This window comes from Chthoniobacterales bacterium, assembly GCA_039930045.1.
GTDB lineage: Bacteria > Verrucomicrobiota > Verrucomicrobiia > Chthoniobacterales > DASVRZ01 > DASVRZ01.
The window spans coordinates 1-15,636 of record JBDSQB010000012.1 but is presented as its reverse complement, the minus strand read 5'-3'; the positions used below and the strand labels follow the sequence as shown (position 1 = coordinate 15,636).

The window sequence follows — 15,636 nt, the reverse complement described above, 5'->3', positions numbered from 1 at the left end:
TTACACGCTGTTGCCGCCAGAAAATGGAATCGAGGCGGAGTTAAATCAGGCCGGCTTTTTTCAAAGTGGCAAAGGCGCCGTTCTTGGTGATGGTCTTCAAGCCACGAGCCGAAACGCGGACAGGCACGAATTTATTCAGCTCGGGAACCCAGACGCGCTTGTTTTGAAGATTGGGGTAAAAGGTGCGGGCGACGTTTTTAGTAACGTGACGACCGACGCCGCCTTTTTTCTTGGCCATACCGCGACGGTGAATGATGCTTCCGCGTGCGCTGGTGGCTCCTGTGATGCTGCAAGTTCTAGGCATAAAGTCGTGTGGGTAAGATTTGAAAGGGCAGGATTAATCGGGTAGGTCGCGGGTATGGTCAAGTCGTTTTTCCAAACAAAAAGCGGCGGATGTGAAAAAGAGCTTGAATTAACTGTTCGGTGAACGAATAGATGAGTTCAGTCAAGCGATAGTGCAGTTGGTAAATACGTCCGCTGGTTCAGCCAGGAACGGTTTGAAACCCGATAGTCGGGAACGAAAGAAGCAGAGCGTTTGCATGTAAATAGAAATTAAGAATATGGGTACTAAACTCTTTGTAGGAAATCTTTCCTTCAATACCACCGAAGTCGATCTGCAAGATCTGTTTGCCGGAGCCGGCAACGTCAAGGAAGCCATCCTCATGCAGGACAAGTTCACGGGTAAATCCCGCGGTTTTGCCTTCGTCACGATGGAAACCGACGCAGAAGCCGAAGCGGCAACTGAAAAATTTAACGGCTACTCCCTCGACGGACGCGCCCTCACCGTAAACGAAGCTCGTCCCCGCACTGAAGGCGGCGCTGGCGGCGGCGGTCGTAGCTTCGGCGGCGGCGGCGGTGGTGGTGGATTCCGCGGCGGCAGCGGCGGTGGTAGTGGCGGCGGCGGTGGATACCGTGGCGGCAGCGGCGGCAGCGGCGGCGGTGGTGGCTACGAATCCCGCGGCGGTGGCGGTGGTGGTGGCTATCGCGGCGGCAGCGGCGGTGGTGGTGGCGGACGTGATCGTCGCTAATCCAACCTACGGATAACTTTTCAACAGGCGCATCGGCGAAAGTCGGTGCGCCTGTTGTCTTTTTGAGGAATATTCATTTCGCTCTAACTCCGCTCTTTTTCGTATGAACGCCCTTTTGCCTCATCTCAAAGCCCAGACCTTGGGCACGCTCCAGGAATGGCTGGCCTCCGTCGGCGAACCATCCTTTCGCGCCAAACAAATCCTTGATTGGGTCTATACGAAGCGTGTTCCCAGCATCTCGGACATGCTGAATCTTTCCGTGAACCTCCGCGAACGACTCGCCGCCAGCTTCCGCTACGATGCACTGCCCATCGCCCGCAAGACTGGCTCGCACGACACGACACAAAAAATCCTCTACCGGCTGCACGACGGCCGCTTCATCGAGTCCGTCCTCATTCCAGCGACGCCTGCCGAGTTTGGCGAAACGTCCTCGCGCCGCACACTCTGTGTTTCCAGCCAGGTTGGCTGCGCTTACGGCTGCAAATTTTGCGCCAGCGGCCTCGACGGCTGGACCCGCCATTTGGATGCCAGTGAGATCGTGGACCAGATCCTGCAAGCCGAGAAACTCTGCGGGGAGCGCATTCAGAACATTGTCTTCATGGGCATGGGCGAACCGCTCGCCAACTTCGACAACCTCATTCGCGCCCTCGAAATCATCAACGCCCCTTGGGGGATCGAACTCGGCGCGCGGCACATCACCGTTTCCACGAGTGGGCTCGTCCCGCAGATTCGACTTCTGGCCGAATTGCCGCTGCAAATCCGGCTCGCCATTTCCCTGCACGGCGCGACCGACGAAGTGCGCGCCCAGATTATGCCGGTGAACCGCAAATACCCGCTCGAAGAACTCCTCGAAGCCTGCGCCTACTGGCAGTCGAGAAAGAAACAATTCATCACCTTCGAATACATCCTGATTGATCGGCTGAACGACACCCACGCCCAGGCGCACGCCCTGGCCGAGCACGCCAAACGTCTCAGCGCCAAGGTGAATCTCATCCCCTATAACACCGTCGAAGGCCTCCCTTGGGTGCGCCCATCGGAGCAGCGGCAAGACGTTTTCCTCGACATCCTGAAGGCTCGGAAAATCCAGGCCACCATCCGACGCGAAAAGGGGCACGACATCGACGCCGCCTGCGGGCAACTCCGACTTCGGCACGAACGCGATTTGCAACCGGCCTGAGCCGAGTTGGAGTGTCATCTTGCCATTTCGCTCCATCTGAAATAAGACTTTCCCATGCCCGCAGACGAGCCCAACGACCCCGAAAAGATCTGGGATGAATATGATTGGGAGCGATTCATGCAGGATCAGGATCGCAAGACCGAGCATTACATGGAGTTGCTCGAGAAGTATCTCGACGACCCGAATCGCGACCAGATCATCGCCAAGGAAATGGGCTGGACCCATCTCACGGACGAGGACGGCAAGGACTGGACCGAGGAGGCAGAACTCTTTCTCGATGCGGAAACCATCGGCGAAGAGGAAGCCGAGTCTGAGAACGATGCCGAGGCTTTCAGCAACTTCGAGAGCGACCCTCTTTACCGCTCCTGCGTCGAGCTGAGCGGCGAACTTGGCATCGCGCTCGACGAAAACCCCGCGCTGCAAAACCACCCCGTTGCCATCAAGATGGCCACGCATTCCGCCATCGGCAGCGCCAAGCTCGCCGCCGCGCTGAACGACGACGACCTCGACGAGATCGGCATGACTCTCGCCTACCTGAAGCGCGCCCTCCGCGCCATTACGATCTCACTCGACGCGCTGCTGGAGTTGCAAAAGCACGCCCTGATCGACGATCATCGCGGCCAGATTCTCGCCCAGCGCGTCTTCCAGGTGCGCGACGGAATCATTTCCAAGATGGGCGAAATCCGTCGCGAATGGCGTCGTCGCTACGAGGCATGAGGCACGCTGCCCCATTTCGCTTCCTTTTTTCTTTTTCTCTCCCCGCACTGTGAATAAACCGGAACCCGCCCCGTCGAAACCGGAGTTGACTGGTTCAGCCGACGCAGCCGCCAGTGAGGCGAACAATGACCCCGAGCTGGTGCGCCGTTCCCAAGCCGGGGATCAATCTGCGTTTAACGAGCTCGTCACCCGCTACCGACAACGCATTTACGCCATGGCCTACCACATGACCCGCAACGAACAAGACGCCTGGGATCTCGCCCAGGATGCATTCCTGCGCGCCTGGAAATCCATCCATCGCTTCCGGGGCGACTCCTCATTTTACACCTGGATTTACCGGATCGTTAGCAACGTCACCATCGACTCCATTCGCAAGAAACAGGGCCGCGTCGAGACGGAGTTCGACGACTCGCTGGCCGGACTCCAGGGCATCGACGTTCGCGCCCGCACCGTTCCCGGCGGCACCTCGTCGCCCGATGAGAACATCCGCCAGAAAGAAATCGGAGTCCGCATCCAGCAGGCCATGGAGAAACTTTCCGCCGAACACCGCGCCGTCCTCGTCATGAAAGAAATCGAGGGCCTGCAATACCACGAGATCGCCGAAGCCGTCGGCTGCGAGATCGGCACCGTCATGTCGCGCCTCTTTTACGCCCGCAAAAAGATGCAGAGCCAACTGAAGGACCTCTATGAAAACTTTTGAAGAACGCTACACCGCCTGGCTCGATGATGGCCTCACCGGCGATGACCTGACCGCCTTCGAGCGCGAACTCGCCGAACATGGCGAAACCCTCGACGCCAAGAAAGACACCGCACTCTTTCAGACCTTCTTCCGCGTTCACCTGCCCACGCCCGCTTTGGAGAGCCCGGATTTCTTCAATCACAGCCTCATGGAAAAACTCAAGGCCGCCGACAAAAAGCCCGCCGCCCGTCCTGGCTGGAGCTTCCCCCGGCTCGCGTGGTTCGGCGGGCTGTCCTTGGCCACGGCACTCGTCCTCTTCGTCGCCATCATCCCGAAGAAATCGGAAACGCACAGTCAGTCGGCCTACATCGCACAAGTCATCAGCGCCCGCAGCGCCGACCCGAACATCTCCGCCACCGCCTTCCAAACCGACGCCGCCCAACCCGATGACATGACCGTCGTCTGGCTCGACGGCCTCGACTACGTCCCCGAAAATGCGCAGTAACATCCCATTTGACGACAACTCGCAAACGTCCCCAACGGCGAACATCTCGCCCAAGGACGATTCTCCGGGAGCGCACGCGTCTCGCGTGCATCCAGCGGGCGTCCCGCCCGGTGGCCGTGGCCTTCTTGCCGGTGCTCGATCTACGGCAAGCTCCAGCTCGGACATTTTTCCCTCAGTCGGCTTGCCGGCGAGACGCGTGCGCTCCCCATTCGGGCTGTCCCATTGGAGTTGCATCCTATTCGCCCTCCTGCTCCTCAGTCCGCTGGTCCAGGCCAGAGACTTCCGTCTCTGGGGCGCGGTTCTCCTCGGACGCAACGGCACCGCTCCTCAAGACCTCCCGAAAGCCCTCGTGCCCTACCAGAAACGCCTCGGCGACGTCTTCGGCTACGACTCCTTTGAGATTCTCGGGAAAAGCTCCCACGAAATCTCCGACGACACCGAGCAATGGCTCATTCCCGGGAAAACCTTCTCCGTCCGCTCCGTCGTCCAGCCCACCAGCGACTCCAACTTCCGGGTAGAGTTGCAGTTGTATCAGGGTAAAAAAGAACTCGTCCAGACCGTCGCCAAACTCGGCCCGCGCAGCCCGCTCTTCATTCGCGGCCCGCTCTATGGAAACGGCCAGTTGATCATCGTCATCATGGTCCGCGACGACGATTGACCCTCCGAGAATTTGGTTTTCCCTTTTGGCGGGGTTAGTCAGACTGGCGCCCGCATGAAAATCCCCAAGCAACGGCTCGACCTCCTCCTCGTCGAGCGGGCGCTCTTCCCCTCGCGGGAAAAAGCCCAGCGGGCCATCATGGCGGGCGCGGTGCGAAGCGGGGATCGCGTTTTCTCCAAGCCCGGCGAGCAAATCGCCTGCGACAGTCCGCTCCAGGTCCAGGCCGCCGAGAAATATGTCGGTCGCGGCGGACTCAAACTCGAGGGCGCGCTCGATCATTTTAAAATCAATCCGGCGGGCTGGGTCTGCATCGATGTGGGGGCGTCCACCGGCGGATTCACCGATTGCCTGCTCCAGCGCGGTGCCTCGAAGGTCTACGCCGTCGACTCGGGTCACGACCAGCTCGACTGGAAAATCCGCTCCGATCCGCGTGTCGTCGTCCACGAGAAATACAATGCGCGCCGGGCCGAGGTGACCGATTTCCCCGAGAAGATGCAGCTCGCCGTCATCGACGTGTCGTTTATCTCGCTGACTTTGATCTTGCCTGCCGTCGTGGACTTGCTGTCTCCTGCGGGCATGGTCGTCGCCCTCATCAAACCGCAATTCGAGTTGCAGAAGAATGACATTGGCGCGGGCGGCGTGGTCCGCGATGCGCGGCTGCACGAGCGGGCCGTGAGTCGCATCAAGACCTTCGTCGAGAGCGCCGGACGGCTGCAATGGCGGGGCGTCATCCCGTCGCCGATCACCGGCATGACAGGCAACCAGGAGTTTCTCGCATGGCTTGCCCTCTGATTGGACTGACCGCTTACGTGGGGAAACCCGGCGCGCGCCAGCTCGTCGAGGCGGTGCTGGCGGAGTTTGCCCGGCACAAGCTACCCTATTTGCTGGAGAAAGACACTGCGGCCCTGCTCGACCAGCACGACGGCTTGGATATCCCCGAGCTGATGGAACGCAGCGAGATCTTCATGGTGCTGGGCGGCGACGGGAGCATTCTGCGGGCGCTGCGCAAGACGATGGGGGCGACCCTCAAGCCACTGCTCGGGATCAATTTCGGCTCGCTCGGTTTCCTCACTTGCGTGAGCGCGGGCGGCTACGACCGGGCCATCCAGAGCCTCGTCGAGGAAACGTATGTCATCAGTCCCCGGTCCTTGCTGGCCGTGGCGGTTGAGCGCAACGGAGTCGAAGTCCTCTGCAAACGTGCCCTCAACGATGTCGTCGTCAGTCGCGGTGTCTCGTCCAAGCTGGTGAAAGTCTCCGTGACCATCGACGCCGAAGTCCTCACCGAATATAACGCCGACGGCCTTATCGTCGCCACGCCCACAGGCTCCACCGCCTATTCGCTGGCCGCCGGCGGGCCGATCATCATGCCGCAGAGCGACGTGTTTGTGATCACGCCCATTTCACCGCACGTCCTCACGAATCGCTCCGTGGTCGTGTCCAATCGCAGCCAGATCACCGTGAGACCCACGCAACCCGACTTGGGGCTAAGCCTGAGCGTAGATGGCGATGAGGCGTTTACGGTCGAGGTGGGCGACTGCCTCTCGATCACCAAATCCGTGGCCACGCTCCCGCTGGTCATGCTGCCCGAGCTGCCATTTTCCGAAGTGCTGCGGCAGAAGCTGAAGTGGAGCGGCAGCAACGTATAAATTAATATGATCACCCTGGAAGAGGCTCTCACCACCCGGAATATCGCGCTCGATGTGGACGCGACCGACGCCGCCGCTGCGGTGGAAAAAGCGGTCGGGTTGCTGAAGAACGACCCGCAGATGCTCGACTGGACGGCCTTTGCGGAGGCGGTCGAGGAACGCGAAAAAAAGAACGGCACCAGCGTGGGTGGGGGATTGATGCTGCCGCATGGGCGGGGCAATTTCGTGAGCCAGCTCCAGATGTCCTTTGTCCGTCTGCGCACGCCGGTGGAGGTGCAGGGCAACGAGGTCCGCTACATCATCGCCGTGGCTGTGCCCGCCTCGATGGCGGCAGATTATCTGCGGCTGGTCGGCGCCCTTGCCAGGGTCTTCCGCGATGAGAAATCGAGCGCCAAGCTGGGGGAATTTACTACCTCCGGCGAACTCCTCGACTGGCTTTGCGAACGCTCCCGTTAGGCGAGCATCCGATCAGCGACCTTGGCTCCGGCCAGCCAGGCGGATTCCACCCTTGAGTCGGAAAACGCGTCGCCACTCACGTAAAGTCCACGCGGCAAGTCGGGTTGGGCGATTTTCCCGAGGGAGCGCGCATATCGCCAGCGATGAGTGAATTGCCCCGAAAACGCCGCCGGATCGAGGCCCCAGCGGAGTTCCAAGGCATTGCGCAGAGTCGCGGCCCATTCGGCGGGATCGGCCTCCAGCCAGATTTCACTGAAACTGCGCCCCGCCTGAGCGACGAAGACGACCTGCCCCGGTTGAATGCGACCCGACTTGTGGTTTTCGCAGGCGGACCAGGCGAGGTCGTCGCCCGCCCACGAGTGCGCGTAGATTTCCGGGCTTCGGCCCGTCCACGGCATGGCGTAGGAAAAAAGGGCGGTTAGGCACGGGGCAAACGTGTCCATTGGAATGGAAGTCCCGAGTAATTTTGCCGCTTGCGGCCACGGGGCGGTGACGAGCACGGCATCGTAAACGTCCCCGGCGACGAGCCATTTTCCACCCGCCGCTTCGAGGACTTCGACGGTCGTTTCCTTGCGAATGGTGAGCCCCTCGCCGAGGGCGCGTCCGAGGTGATTATTCCCCTTCACATGATAATAGCGCGGGCTGCGTTCCGGCAAAACGGAGCCGAGTTCCAGCGTTATCGGGGCTTCGATTCTTTGAATGGAGTCGCCGCAGAGCCGATGCATTTCCTCTGAGAACGATGGAACTCGCATGGTAAAATATTGCGCGCCGTGATCGACCACATTTCCCTCCCAGAGACGCGAGGCGCAGCGTCCTCCGAGGCTGCGCGATTTCTCCAGCACGACCACCTCGCAGCCGCTCGCTTGCAGCCGCTGCGCCGCGCTCAAGCCGGCGAGCCCGGCACCGATGATTGCCACTTTTTTCATCGGCACATTTTGAGTCGGAAACTTCCCGCAGAGAAAACAAATTTGACCTGCCGCTGGTTCTTGCCCATAAACAGCTTTCCCAAACACCAAAACGCATGTGGCTTCTGGCGGCTCCGACCTCTTTTCCCTACCTTTTCCCGGCATTTGCCAGCTTTTGCCTGTTTCTCGGACTCGCCTTCCCGCTTTTTGGAACGAGCAAACTGCGCGGCGGTAGAAAAATTCCCATTGTCATCGGCTGCCTGGCCGTCGGCATTCTGAGCGCGTTCATCGGCTGGCTGTTGAAAGGTTCTTTCGGCAGCGCGGACGGCGACATTTTTCTCTTCGGCCTGCTGCTCGTCGTGCTGCTGATCGTGCTTTTTGCGACTTGCATCGTGGTGGACACAGGCCAGCCGACGTCGTTTTCTCAGGCGGTGAATCCCGATGTGGAAGCGCAGCAGCGCAACCAAATCATCGCCGAAATCCCCGTCGGCGTCTGGAAACTCGGTCCCGGCGGTTACACGACGACGATCAACCACGAAATGTGCCGACTGCTCGAAATGGATCGCCCGGACGATCTCGCGGGTTACACCTATCACTCGTTTTTCACGCCCGACTCGCTGAATCGACTGCGACTCGAATTTTTTACCCCGACCGAGCCGGTCCCGCGCATTGCGGACGCCGAAATCGTGGCCACCAGCGGACGCAAACGTCTCGTGGAAGTGCGCAGTTTTCCCGACTTTGAGAGCGATGGAAGTCAGACCGGGCTGATGCTGATCGTGCAGGACGTCTCGGAGGCGCGCGCGCTGGAAACGGAGAATCGCAAGCTGACCACGCTGCCGAAGTTTTGCCCGTTTCCCATCATGTCGTTCACCTCGTCGGCGAACCTGATTTATTTCAACGAAGCCGCCCGCGAACTGGCCCGCTCCCTCGGCAGCGAGGGCGATCTAGCCATTCTCCCGCTCGATATGCAGGAGATTATCAAGAACTGCATTGCCTCCGGCCAGACCACCTTGCAGCACGAGATCAACCTGCGCGGCCGCACCATTTCCTGGTCGTTCTTCCCGGTAAAAGAGGCGCAGGTCGTCCATTGCTATGCGACTGAAATCACACAGCGCCTGACCCTCGAAAACCAGCTCCGCCAGGCCCAGCGCATGGAATCCGTCGGCCAACTCGCGGGCGGCATCGCGCACGATCTGAACAATCTGCTCAACATCATCATGGGCTACACCGGGCTCCTCGAATTGCGCGTTCAGGGCAAAAAAGAGGAGACTGAGCACTTGCAACGAATCGTCACCGCCACCGAGCGCGCGGCCGATTTGACCCAGAACCTGCTCACGTTTTCGCGGAAGCAGGTCATGCAGCCGAAGACGCTCGACCTCAACGAAGTGCTCACGAGTCAGACCAAACTCGTCCAGGGAATCGTCGGAAACACGGTCACTTTGCAGACGACTTACGCGCCCGGTTTGCCGCCGGTGCAGATCGACCCGGCGATGGTCGAGTCGATCATTACCAATCTCGCCGCGAACGCCTCCGACGCCATGCCAACCGGCGGGCAACTCGTCATTTCCACTCGTTTGCTGGAGATCGACGAGAAGACGCTGTCGGCACATCCGGGCGGACGCAAAGGCAAATTCGTCTGCCTGAGCGTGGCCGATACGGGAACCGGGATCGAACCCGAGATCGCGAACCGCATTTTCGAGCCGTTCTTTTCCACGAAAGGCGGCGGCAAGGAACGCGGCCTCGGTCTGGCCGAAGTCCAGGGCGCGGTCAAACAACATCGGGGCTGGATCGAAGTCTCCAGCCAGCCGAGACAGGGGGCTACCTTCCGGATTTTCCTGCCTGCGACGCCTCAGGAATGGCTCGATGAACCGACTGAAACTCCCGTGGAAACGGCGAAAGTTTCCGGTGGCCCGGAGAAGATTCTCATCGTCGAGGACGAGCCCGCGCTGCTCGCGCTCGCCAGCAACGTTCTGGAAAGTTACGGCTACGAGATCATCACCGCCGAGTCGGGCGAGGAAGCGATGGAGAAATGGAAGTCTGTCGAGGGGGAGATCGACCTGCTTTTGACCGACGTCGTCATGCCAAGCGGCATCGGCGGCAGCGATCTGGCACGTCATTTCCGCAAGGAGAAACCGGGCTTGAAAATCATCTACACAAGCGGTTTCAACAAGGAAACGCTCGACGCCGACGAACCCGTCGAGGAGGGCGTGAATTTCCTGCCGAAGCCCTATCTTTCCGCCGCGCTCGCCCAGGTGGTGCGGGCTCAGCTCGACCGGGATTAAAACCGACCGCCGCGGGGCGAGTCAGATGCGATTCACAGGCAGATGAATGACGCGTCCGACATTTCCAAAAACGAGCATCCGCAAGGCCTCCAGCTCGGCTGGAAACTGGTGGAATCGCGGTATCCTTTTGCAAACGAAGTTTTGCGTCTGCGGGAAGATCGATTGCAAGTCCCGGGGGCGGAGTCGCAGACTTTTGCCTACGTCGAGCAAGGCACAGCGGTGATGATCGTCCCGTTAACCGACGACGGACAGATCGTGACCATTCGCCAGTATCGCTACCCGGTGGATGCGCATTGTCAGGAGGTGCCTGCCGGCAAGACGAGCGATGTGCCGGAGCTGAGTCTGGAGGAAGTGGCGGCCAAGGAACTGAGCGAGGAAATAGGCGGGACCTTCACCGCACTAGAGCCCCTCGGAGCGGCCTTCACCAATCCCTCGCTGGGCGACGAAGAGTGCCATTATTTTCTGGCTCGCGGCGTTCGGTTGGAGAAGAAAAAAGAGCCCGAGCCGATGGAGAAGATCGAAATCGAACTCGTCTCTGCCGCCGAGGCGGTCCGGCTGGCGCGACAGGGCGGATTTCGCACGGCACCGGCGGCGCTGGCGATTTTGCTGGCCGAACCGCGCCTGCGTGAATTGGGTTTCATCTAACTCTCGACAGACGCGAGGTCTTTCGTTACACGATCACTGGTAATGCTCCAAGCCCTGATTTTTGATATTGGAAACGTGCTGCTCGAATTCGACTTTCGTGTCGCTTACGAGAAGCTGGACAGCCTCAGCGACGGCTTTGACGTGGCCGCCATGGCCGAGGTGGAACGGCTGAAAAACCTCTGCGAAACCGGCGCGATCAGCCGCGAGGCCTTTGAAACGGGCGTGGTGAAAACTCTTCGCTTCCGGGGCACGCCCAAGGATTTTTCAGACATCTGGGAAGACATTTTTACCATCAACCAGCCGATGGTGGATTTTGTTGAGTCGCTCCACGGCAAGCTCCCGCTCTATCTGCTCTCGAACACCAGCGCGATTCACCTCGACCACGTCTTGGAGACGTATCCGATCTTCCATTATTTTGAGGATGGCGTGTATTCGCACGAGGTCGGCATGGCCAAGCCCGACCCGGAGATTTTCCAGCTTGCGGCGAAGCGTTTCAACGTCGTCCCGGAGCACACAGGCTTCATCGACGACCTGCTTTCCAACATCAAATCGGCGCGCGAAGTCGGCTTTCGCGGGTTCCATTACGATGTGCGCGATCACGCCACGGTCATCGCCGAGATTGCGACCTTGCTCCCGGCGGCGGTCGTCTAGGAAATTCCGTGGATCTCGATCTCGGAAAAGGGATCGATCTGGACAACGCGCAGGCGTTTCATGCGGATCAACTCCAGCAACGCGAGGAAGGTGACGACCACCTCGGTGCGCGACGCCGCATTGGCAAACAGCTCGGTGAATCGAATGGAACTCCCCCGTGAAAGAACACGCTGGATGTGGCCGATCTTGTCGGAAACGCTGAAATTTTCCTCGAAAATCTCCCGCAGGTCTTCCTGTTTATCGAGCCGCTTGAGGATTTTCTGGAAGGCGTTGATGAGATCGAAAATCCCGACTTCGCTGGTCAGGAGCGGGGATTCTTTTTCAAAATCCGGCGTCTCCGGGCTGCGGGCGATGAGGTTTTCCTGATACAACTCGCGCTGCTGGAGATGCGTCGCGGCGTCCTTGAATTTCTTGTATTCGATGAGCTGGCGGATGAGATCCCAGCGCGGGTCCTCCTCGTCGGCATCGTCCTCCGGCGGCTGCACGGCGACCGGTAGGAGACTGCGGCTTTTCAGGTAAATCAGGTTCGCCGCCATCACGAGAAATTCCCCGGCCACGTCGAGATCGAGCATTTTGAAGGCGTCGAGATAGGTCAGATATTGCTTCGTGATCCGCTCGATGGAGATCTCGTAAATATCGATCTCATCCTGTTTCACGAGGTAAAGCAGGAGGTCGAGCGGACCTTCAAATACTTCGAGCTTAACTTTGTAATCCGTCTCCATGCTTCAAAAATGGGCAGTATAGAGACCGCCACTGGAGCGTCTATCTCCGAATGCTGCGGAGATGGAGTGGATTTACCGCCGTGGCTTTGGGTGATAACGCGGAACGATGGGAATGCGCCGGGCTTCAGGCCGGGGTGTAACCCGATTCGAGACGGGATGGGAGCGATTGTCTTTTCCGTTGCCAGATGAGTCAGGTTGAATAACCTGTGCGTCCTCCTCACTCCAAATTTCATCTATGTTTTCCCCCATAATTGCAGTCTCTCTAGCTGGCGTCAGTGTTTGGTTTGCCATTCTTTGTTCGATTTTTGGCCTGCTCGTGGCTTTGTTTTTAATCAAAACCATTATTCGGGCCTCTCCTGGCAACGAGCGGATGCGGCAGATCGCCGGAGCCATCGAAGAGGGAGCCAAGGCGTATCTGGGACGCCAGGTGCGGTCCATTCTGGTCATCGCGGTGCTCATCGTTTTGCTCGTCGCCTATAAGAAAGACCTGCCCACCGCTGTCGGTTTCATCCTCGGAGCGGGCTGCTCGCTGGTGGCGGGTTTCATCGGAATGCGAGTCGCCGTTATTTCCAACGTCCGCACCGCGCAGGCGGCGACGATCGGCTCGAAAAACGCCCTGCGCGTGGCCTTTAACGGCGGCGCGGTCACCGGACTGCTCGTGGTCGGACTTGCATTGCTATCGGTCGGCGGTTTTTGGATGGTGATGCACGCCTGGCACCCGGAACAAGCCGTTTCCAGCCTCGTCGGCGTGGCTTTGGGCGCGTCGTTGATTTCTGTTTTCGCACGTCTCGGCGGCGGCATTTATACGAAGGCTGCCGATGTCGGCGCGGATCTCGTAGGCAAGGTCGAGCAGAATCTGGATGAAGACGATCCTCGCAATCCGGCGACCATCGCGGACAACGTCGGCGACAACGTCGGTGATTGCGCAGGCATGGCGGCGGACGTATTTGAGACATATGCGGTGAGCCTGATCGGCGCGATTCTGGTCGGCTCGCTCACCTCGGCTGGCACCGGAAGCGTGGAAGCCGTCGCGTTCCCGTTCCTGCTCGGCGGCATCGCGATCGTCGCCTCGATTCTCGGGATTCTTTTCGTGAACAAGACCTCGCTCAAACCTGCCGGCGCCCTCATGGGCGGCGTGGCCTTCAGCGGCGTCCTCTGCGCGGCTGCGTTTTATCCGACAACCCACGCGCTCTTCCGCAACGGCCTCACCGTCAACGACATCCTCGGCGGCGGTCAGATTTTTTATTCCGCAAACCAGCTTTATCTCGCCTCGCTCGTCGGCCTCGCCATGACCGTCGTCGCGGTCGCGATCACTAATTACTACACCTCGACCGAATACAGCCCGGTCCGGAAAATCGCCAAATCCTCGGAAACGGGCCACGCCACGAACATCATTGAAGGTCTCGCCATGGGCCAGCACGCCACGGCGCTGCCTGTGCTCGCGATTTGCACTTCCATCTGGCTCAGCTATTCCTGCGGCGGACTTTACGGAATCGCCATCGCCGTCATGTCGATGCTCTCGATGGCTGGCATTATTATCTCACTCGACGCGTTTGGGCCGATCACGGACAACGCAGGCGGGGTCGCCACAATGAGCGAAATGCCCGCCTCTGTGCGAGTTGTCACCGATGAACTCGACGCCGTCGGCAACACCATGAAGGCCGTCACCAAAGGCTACGCCATCGCCAGCGCCGGTCTGGCAGCGGTCGTTCTTTTCGGCAGCTATTACGTGGACCTGAAACACCACCTCGAAACCGTCCGCCATATCACTGGAACTGCGCTCGACACCGCTCTCGCGTTCTCTCTAAAAGACCCGAAAGTTATCATCGGCCTCTTCATCGGTGGCTTGCTGCCGTATCTTTTCGCCGCATTTAGCATGAGCGCCGTCGGTCGCGCCGCCGGAGCCGTGGTCTCTGAAGTTCGCCGCCAGATTAAAGCCAAGCCCGGCATCCTCACAGGTCAGGACATCCCCGACTACGGGACTTGCGTTGATATCGTCACGAAGGCCGCGCTCAAGGAAATGATCGTCCCCGCGCTGCTTCCGATCCTCGTCGTGATCCTCGTGGCCATGATTCACAACGGCGGCCCGACCATTCTCGGCGGCGTCCTCGTCGGCAGCATCGTCACCGGACTTTTCCTCGGAATTTCCATGACCTCCAGCGGCGGCGCCTGGGACAACGCCAAGAAATACATCGAGGAAGGCCATCACGGCGGCAAGCACAGCGAGGCGCACAAGGCCAGCGTCACCGGCGATACCGTGGGCGATCCTTACAAGGACACCGCCGGCCCGGCGATCAATCCCATGATCAAGGTCGCCAACATCGTGGCAATTCTCATCATCCCGTTGGTTGCATAACGCCTGAGGCCTCGCTCAGCCGTCTTGTGACGGCCTGGTCTAGGTTCGGTGAATGAGCTTCCTCGAGGAACAGCTGGGCTCCGGTGTATGGCACGTCGACGGTGGCTTCTCGTCGGTCACGTTCAGCGTGCGCCATCTGGGCATACGCGACTACCGCGCGGGCTTTCGTGAGATCGACGGCTCGCTCGACGTCGGCGCCGGGACGCTCGAGATCTCCGTGCCGCTCGACAGCCTTGACCTCAACCAGCCTGAGATCCGCGAGCGGATGCTGTCGGCGGAGTTCCTCGACGCGGCCACGTACCCCGATGTGCTCTTCGTGGGCAGCGAGGTGCGCGGCGCGGACGGCTCGCGCGACATCACCGTGTCGGGCGAGCTCACGCTCCACGGGCACGTACAGCCGGCAGAGGCGACCGGCCGGCTCGGCGTCCCCGGCTCGCATCTGCTGACCGGCAACGAGCAGGTCACGATCGAGCTGGCGGTCACGCTCGACCGCCGCGACTTCGGCCTGGACTGGCAGGAGCAGCTGCCGGACGGCGGCCTGACGCTGTCCAACGAAGTGACGATCGAGGCCACGCTCGAGTTCGCGCTCGAGGCCTGACGGCGCCCGCACGGTCCTGACCAGCCCGACACCGACCTCGGCGTAGACTCCCGCCGCGGTTATGGCGCAACGCCGGCTCCAGGGCCTGCAGCGTGTCCTGGGGGTCAACGCGCTGGTCGCGACGGCCTACGGGAACGTCGGCTCATCGATCTACTACGCGCTCGGGCTCGTCGCGGCGCTCGCGCTCGGGCTCACCCCGATCGTCTTCATCATCACCGGGGTCATCTTCTTCTGGACGGCGGCGACCTACGCCGAGGCCACGACGATGTACCCCGAGGCCGGCGGATCGTCGTCGTTCGCCCGCCACGCGTTCAACGAGTTCTGGTCCTTCTTCGCCGCGTGGGGCCAGATGCTCAACTACGTCATCACGGTCGCCATCTCGGCGTTCTTCGTGCCGCACTACATCGGCGGGCTGTTCTGGGAGCCGCTGCGCTCGGCTCCCGGCGACATCATCGCGGGTGCCGCGATCATCGCGATCCTCGCCGCGATCAACGTCCGAGGCGTGAAGGAGTCGGCCGGGCTGAACATCGCGCTCGCGGTGGTCGACTTCATGACCCAACTGCTGCTCGTGATCATCGGCCTGGTGCTCGTGCTCGACATCGACACGCTGA

Annotated in this window: 18 protein-coding genes; 15 read left to right on the top strand and 3 right to left on the bottom strand. The window is 60.2% G+C overall.

Annotated elements, in window-relative coordinates; all coding sequences use genetic code 11:
• Positions 1 to 40 precede the first annotated feature (40 nt).
• Positions 41 to 304: a 50S ribosomal protein L28 gene (gene rpmB, locus ABIT76_09325; GenBank protein MEO7933345.1), complete on the bottom strand. Its 264-nt coding sequence runs from the start codon at positions 302 to 304 to the stop codon at positions 41 to 43.
• A 256-nt stretch (positions 305 to 560) separates the two neighbouring features.
• Here rpmB and ABIT76_09320 point away from each other — a divergent pair, with 256 nt between their 5' ends.
• The 9 genes from ABIT76_09320 (at position 561) to ABIT76_09280 (ending at position 6,866) form a co-directional block, all read left to right on the top strand.
• The gene (locus tag ABIT76_09320; GenBank protein ID MEO7933344.1) at positions 561 to 1,028 is read left to right on the top strand and encodes an RNA-binding protein; all 468 of its coding nucleotides are present in this window, start codon (positions 561 to 563) and stop codon (positions 1,026 to 1,028) included.
• A 103-nt stretch (positions 1,029 to 1,131) separates the two neighbouring features.
• Positions 1,132 to 2,205 carry a 23S rRNA (adenine(2503)-C(2))-methyltransferase RlmN gene (rlmN, locus tag ABIT76_09315; GenBank protein ID MEO7933343.1) on the top strand — a complete coding sequence of 358 codons (1,074 nt, stop codon included), beginning with the start codon at positions 1,132 to 1,134 and terminating at the stop codon, positions 2,203 to 2,205.
• 54 nt (positions 2,206 to 2,259) lie between these two features.
• The gene (locus ABIT76_09310; GenBank protein MEO7933342.1) at positions 2,260 to 2,922 is read left to right on the top strand and encodes a hypothetical protein; all 663 of its coding nucleotides are present in this window, start codon (positions 2,260 to 2,262) and stop codon (positions 2,920 to 2,922) included.
• Positions 2,923 to 2,971: 49 nt separating this feature from the next.
• Positions 2,972 to 3,622 carry a sigma-70 family RNA polymerase sigma factor gene (locus tag ABIT76_09305; GenBank protein MEO7933341.1) on the top strand — a complete coding sequence of 217 codons (651 nt, stop codon included), beginning with the start codon at positions 2,972 to 2,974 and terminating at the stop codon, positions 3,620 to 3,622.
• Positions 3,609 to 4,106 (top strand): hypothetical protein, encoded by a 498-nt coding sequence (locus tag ABIT76_09300; protein ID MEO7933340.1) that lies wholly within the window; start codon positions 3,609 to 3,611, stop codon positions 4,104 to 4,106. Before ABIT76_09305 ends, ABIT76_09300 begins: the two co-directional genes overlap by 14 nt.
• 196 nt (positions 4,107 to 4,302) lie before the next feature.
• Positions 4,303 to 4,764: a hypothetical protein gene (locus ABIT76_09295; protein MEO7933339.1), complete on the top strand. Its 462-nt coding sequence runs from the start codon at positions 4,303 to 4,305 to the stop codon at positions 4,762 to 4,764.
• Between the two features lie 54 nt (positions 4,765 to 4,818).
• On the top strand, positions 4,819 to 5,556 hold the full coding sequence (locus tag ABIT76_09290; protein ID MEO7933338.1) for a TlyA family RNA methyltransferase: 738 nt from the start codon (positions 4,819 to 4,821) through the stop codon (positions 5,554 to 5,556).
• Positions 5,541 to 6,410, top strand: coding sequence for an NAD(+)/NADH kinase (locus ABIT76_09285; GenBank protein ID MEO7933337.1), 870 nt, complete (start codon positions 5,541 to 5,543; stop codon positions 6,408 to 6,410). The genes ABIT76_09290 and ABIT76_09285 overlap by 16 nt, the downstream gene beginning before the upstream one ends.
• A 6-nt stretch (positions 6,411 to 6,416) precedes the next feature.
• Entirely contained in the window at positions 6,417 to 6,866 is a 450-nt protein-coding gene (locus ABIT76_09280) for a PTS sugar transporter subunit IIA (protein MEO7933336.1), read from the top strand.
• Here ABIT76_09280 and ABIT76_09275 read toward each other — a convergent pair.
• Positions 6,863 to 7,792, bottom strand: coding sequence for an FAD-dependent oxidoreductase (locus tag ABIT76_09275; GenBank protein ID MEO7933335.1), 930 nt, complete (start codon positions 7,790 to 7,792; stop codon positions 6,863 to 6,865). The two genes, ABIT76_09280 and ABIT76_09275, sit on opposite strands and share 4 nt — an antisense overlap.
• A gap of 95 nt (positions 7,793 to 7,887) precedes the next feature.
• Between ABIT76_09275 and ABIT76_09270 the strand changes: the two genes are divergently transcribed.
• The 3 genes from ABIT76_09270 to ABIT76_09260 are packed head-to-tail and all read left to right on the top strand — an operon-like array spanning position 7,888 to position 11,349.
• A complete protein-coding gene (locus ABIT76_09270) occupies positions 7,888 to 10,053 on the top strand; it encodes an ATP-binding protein (protein MEO7933334.1) in 2,166 nt (721 codons plus the stop codon).
• Between the two features lie 42 nt (positions 10,054 to 10,095).
• Positions 10,096 to 10,698, top strand: a complete 603-nt coding sequence (locus tag ABIT76_09265) for an NUDIX hydrolase (GenBank protein ID MEO7933333.1) — start codon at positions 10,096 to 10,098, stop codon at positions 10,696 to 10,698.
• 42 nt (positions 10,699 to 10,740) lie between these two features.
• Positions 10,741 to 11,349: an HAD family phosphatase gene (locus ABIT76_09260; protein ID MEO7933332.1), complete on the top strand. Its 609-nt coding sequence runs from the start codon at positions 10,741 to 10,743 to the stop codon at positions 11,347 to 11,349.
• Here the strand turns inward: ABIT76_09260 and ABIT76_09255 are convergent.
• Entirely contained in the window at positions 11,346 to 12,071 is a 726-nt protein-coding gene (locus ABIT76_09255) for a segregation/condensation protein A (protein MEO7933331.1), read from the bottom strand. The two genes, ABIT76_09260 and ABIT76_09255, sit on opposite strands and share 4 nt — an antisense overlap.
• Before the next feature lie 235 nt (positions 12,072 to 12,306).
• Here ABIT76_09255 and ABIT76_09250 point away from each other — a divergent pair, with 235 nt between their 5' ends.
• The 3 genes from ABIT76_09250 to ABIT76_09240 form a co-directional block, all read left to right on the top strand.
• The gene (locus ABIT76_09250) at positions 12,307 to 14,427 is read left to right on the top strand and encodes a sodium-translocating pyrophosphatase (protein MEO7933330.1); all 2,121 of its coding nucleotides are present in this window, start codon (positions 12,307 to 12,309) and stop codon (positions 14,425 to 14,427) included.
• A gap of 52 nt (positions 14,428 to 14,479) precedes the next feature.
• Positions 14,480 to 15,025, top strand: a complete 546-nt coding sequence (locus tag ABIT76_09245) for a YceI family protein (protein MEO7933329.1) — start codon at positions 14,480 to 14,482, stop codon at positions 15,023 to 15,025.
• 61 nt (positions 15,026 to 15,086) lie between these two features.
• A partial coding sequence (locus ABIT76_09240; GenBank protein ID MEO7933328.1) for an amino acid permease occupies positions 15,087 to 15,636 on the top strand: 550 nt, incomplete at its 3' end.

Bases quoted from the DNA above. Each gene is read 5' to 3' on its own strand.
- rpmB (MEO7933345.1), bottom strand. From the start codon at position 304: ATGCCTAGAACTTGCAGCATCACAGGAGCCACCAGCGCACGCGGAAGC.
- ABIT76_09320 (MEO7933344.1), top strand. From the start codon at position 561: ATGGGTACTAAACTCTTTGTAGGAAATCTTTCCTTCAATACCACCGAA.
- rlmN (MEO7933343.1), top strand. From the start codon at position 1,132: ATGAACGCCCTTTTGCCTCATCTCAAAGCCCAGACCTTGGGCACGCTC.
- ABIT76_09310 (MEO7933342.1), top strand. From the start codon at position 2,260: ATGCCCGCAGACGAGCCCAACGACCCCGAAAAGATCTGGGATGAATAT.
- ABIT76_09300 (MEO7933340.1), top strand. From the start codon at position 3,609: ATGAAAACTTTTGAAGAACGCTACACCGCCTGGCTCGATGATGGCCTC.
- ABIT76_09290 (MEO7933338.1), top strand. From the start codon at position 4,819: ATGAAAATCCCCAAGCAACGGCTCGACCTCCTCCTCGTCGAGCGGGCG.
- ABIT76_09285 (MEO7933337.1), top strand. From the start codon at position 5,541: ATGGCTTGCCCTCTGATTGGACTGACCGCTTACGTGGGGAAACCCGGC.
- ABIT76_09280 (MEO7933336.1), top strand. From the start codon at position 6,417: ATGATCACCCTGGAAGAGGCTCTCACCACCCGGAATATCGCGCTCGAT.
- ABIT76_09275 (MEO7933335.1), bottom strand. From the start codon at position 7,792: ATGAAAAAAGTGGCAATCATCGGTGCCGGGCTCGCCGGCTTGAGCGCG.
- ABIT76_09270 (MEO7933334.1), top strand. From the start codon at position 7,888: ATGTGGCTTCTGGCGGCTCCGACCTCTTTTCCCTACCTTTTCCCGGCA.
- ABIT76_09265 (MEO7933333.1), top strand. From the start codon at position 10,096: ATGAATGACGCGTCCGACATTTCCAAAAACGAGCATCCGCAAGGCCTC.
- ABIT76_09260 (MEO7933332.1), top strand. From the start codon at position 10,741: ATGCTCCAAGCCCTGATTTTTGATATTGGAAACGTGCTGCTCGAATTC.
- ABIT76_09255 (MEO7933331.1), bottom strand. From the start codon at position 12,071: ATGGAGACGGATTACAAAGTTAAGCTCGAAGTATTTGAAGGTCCGCTC.
- ABIT76_09250 (MEO7933330.1), top strand. From the start codon at position 12,307: ATGTTTTCCCCCATAATTGCAGTCTCTCTAGCTGGCGTCAGTGTTTGG.
- ABIT76_09245 (MEO7933329.1), top strand. From the start codon at position 14,480: ATGAGCTTCCTCGAGGAACAGCTGGGCTCCGGTGTATGGCACGTCGAC.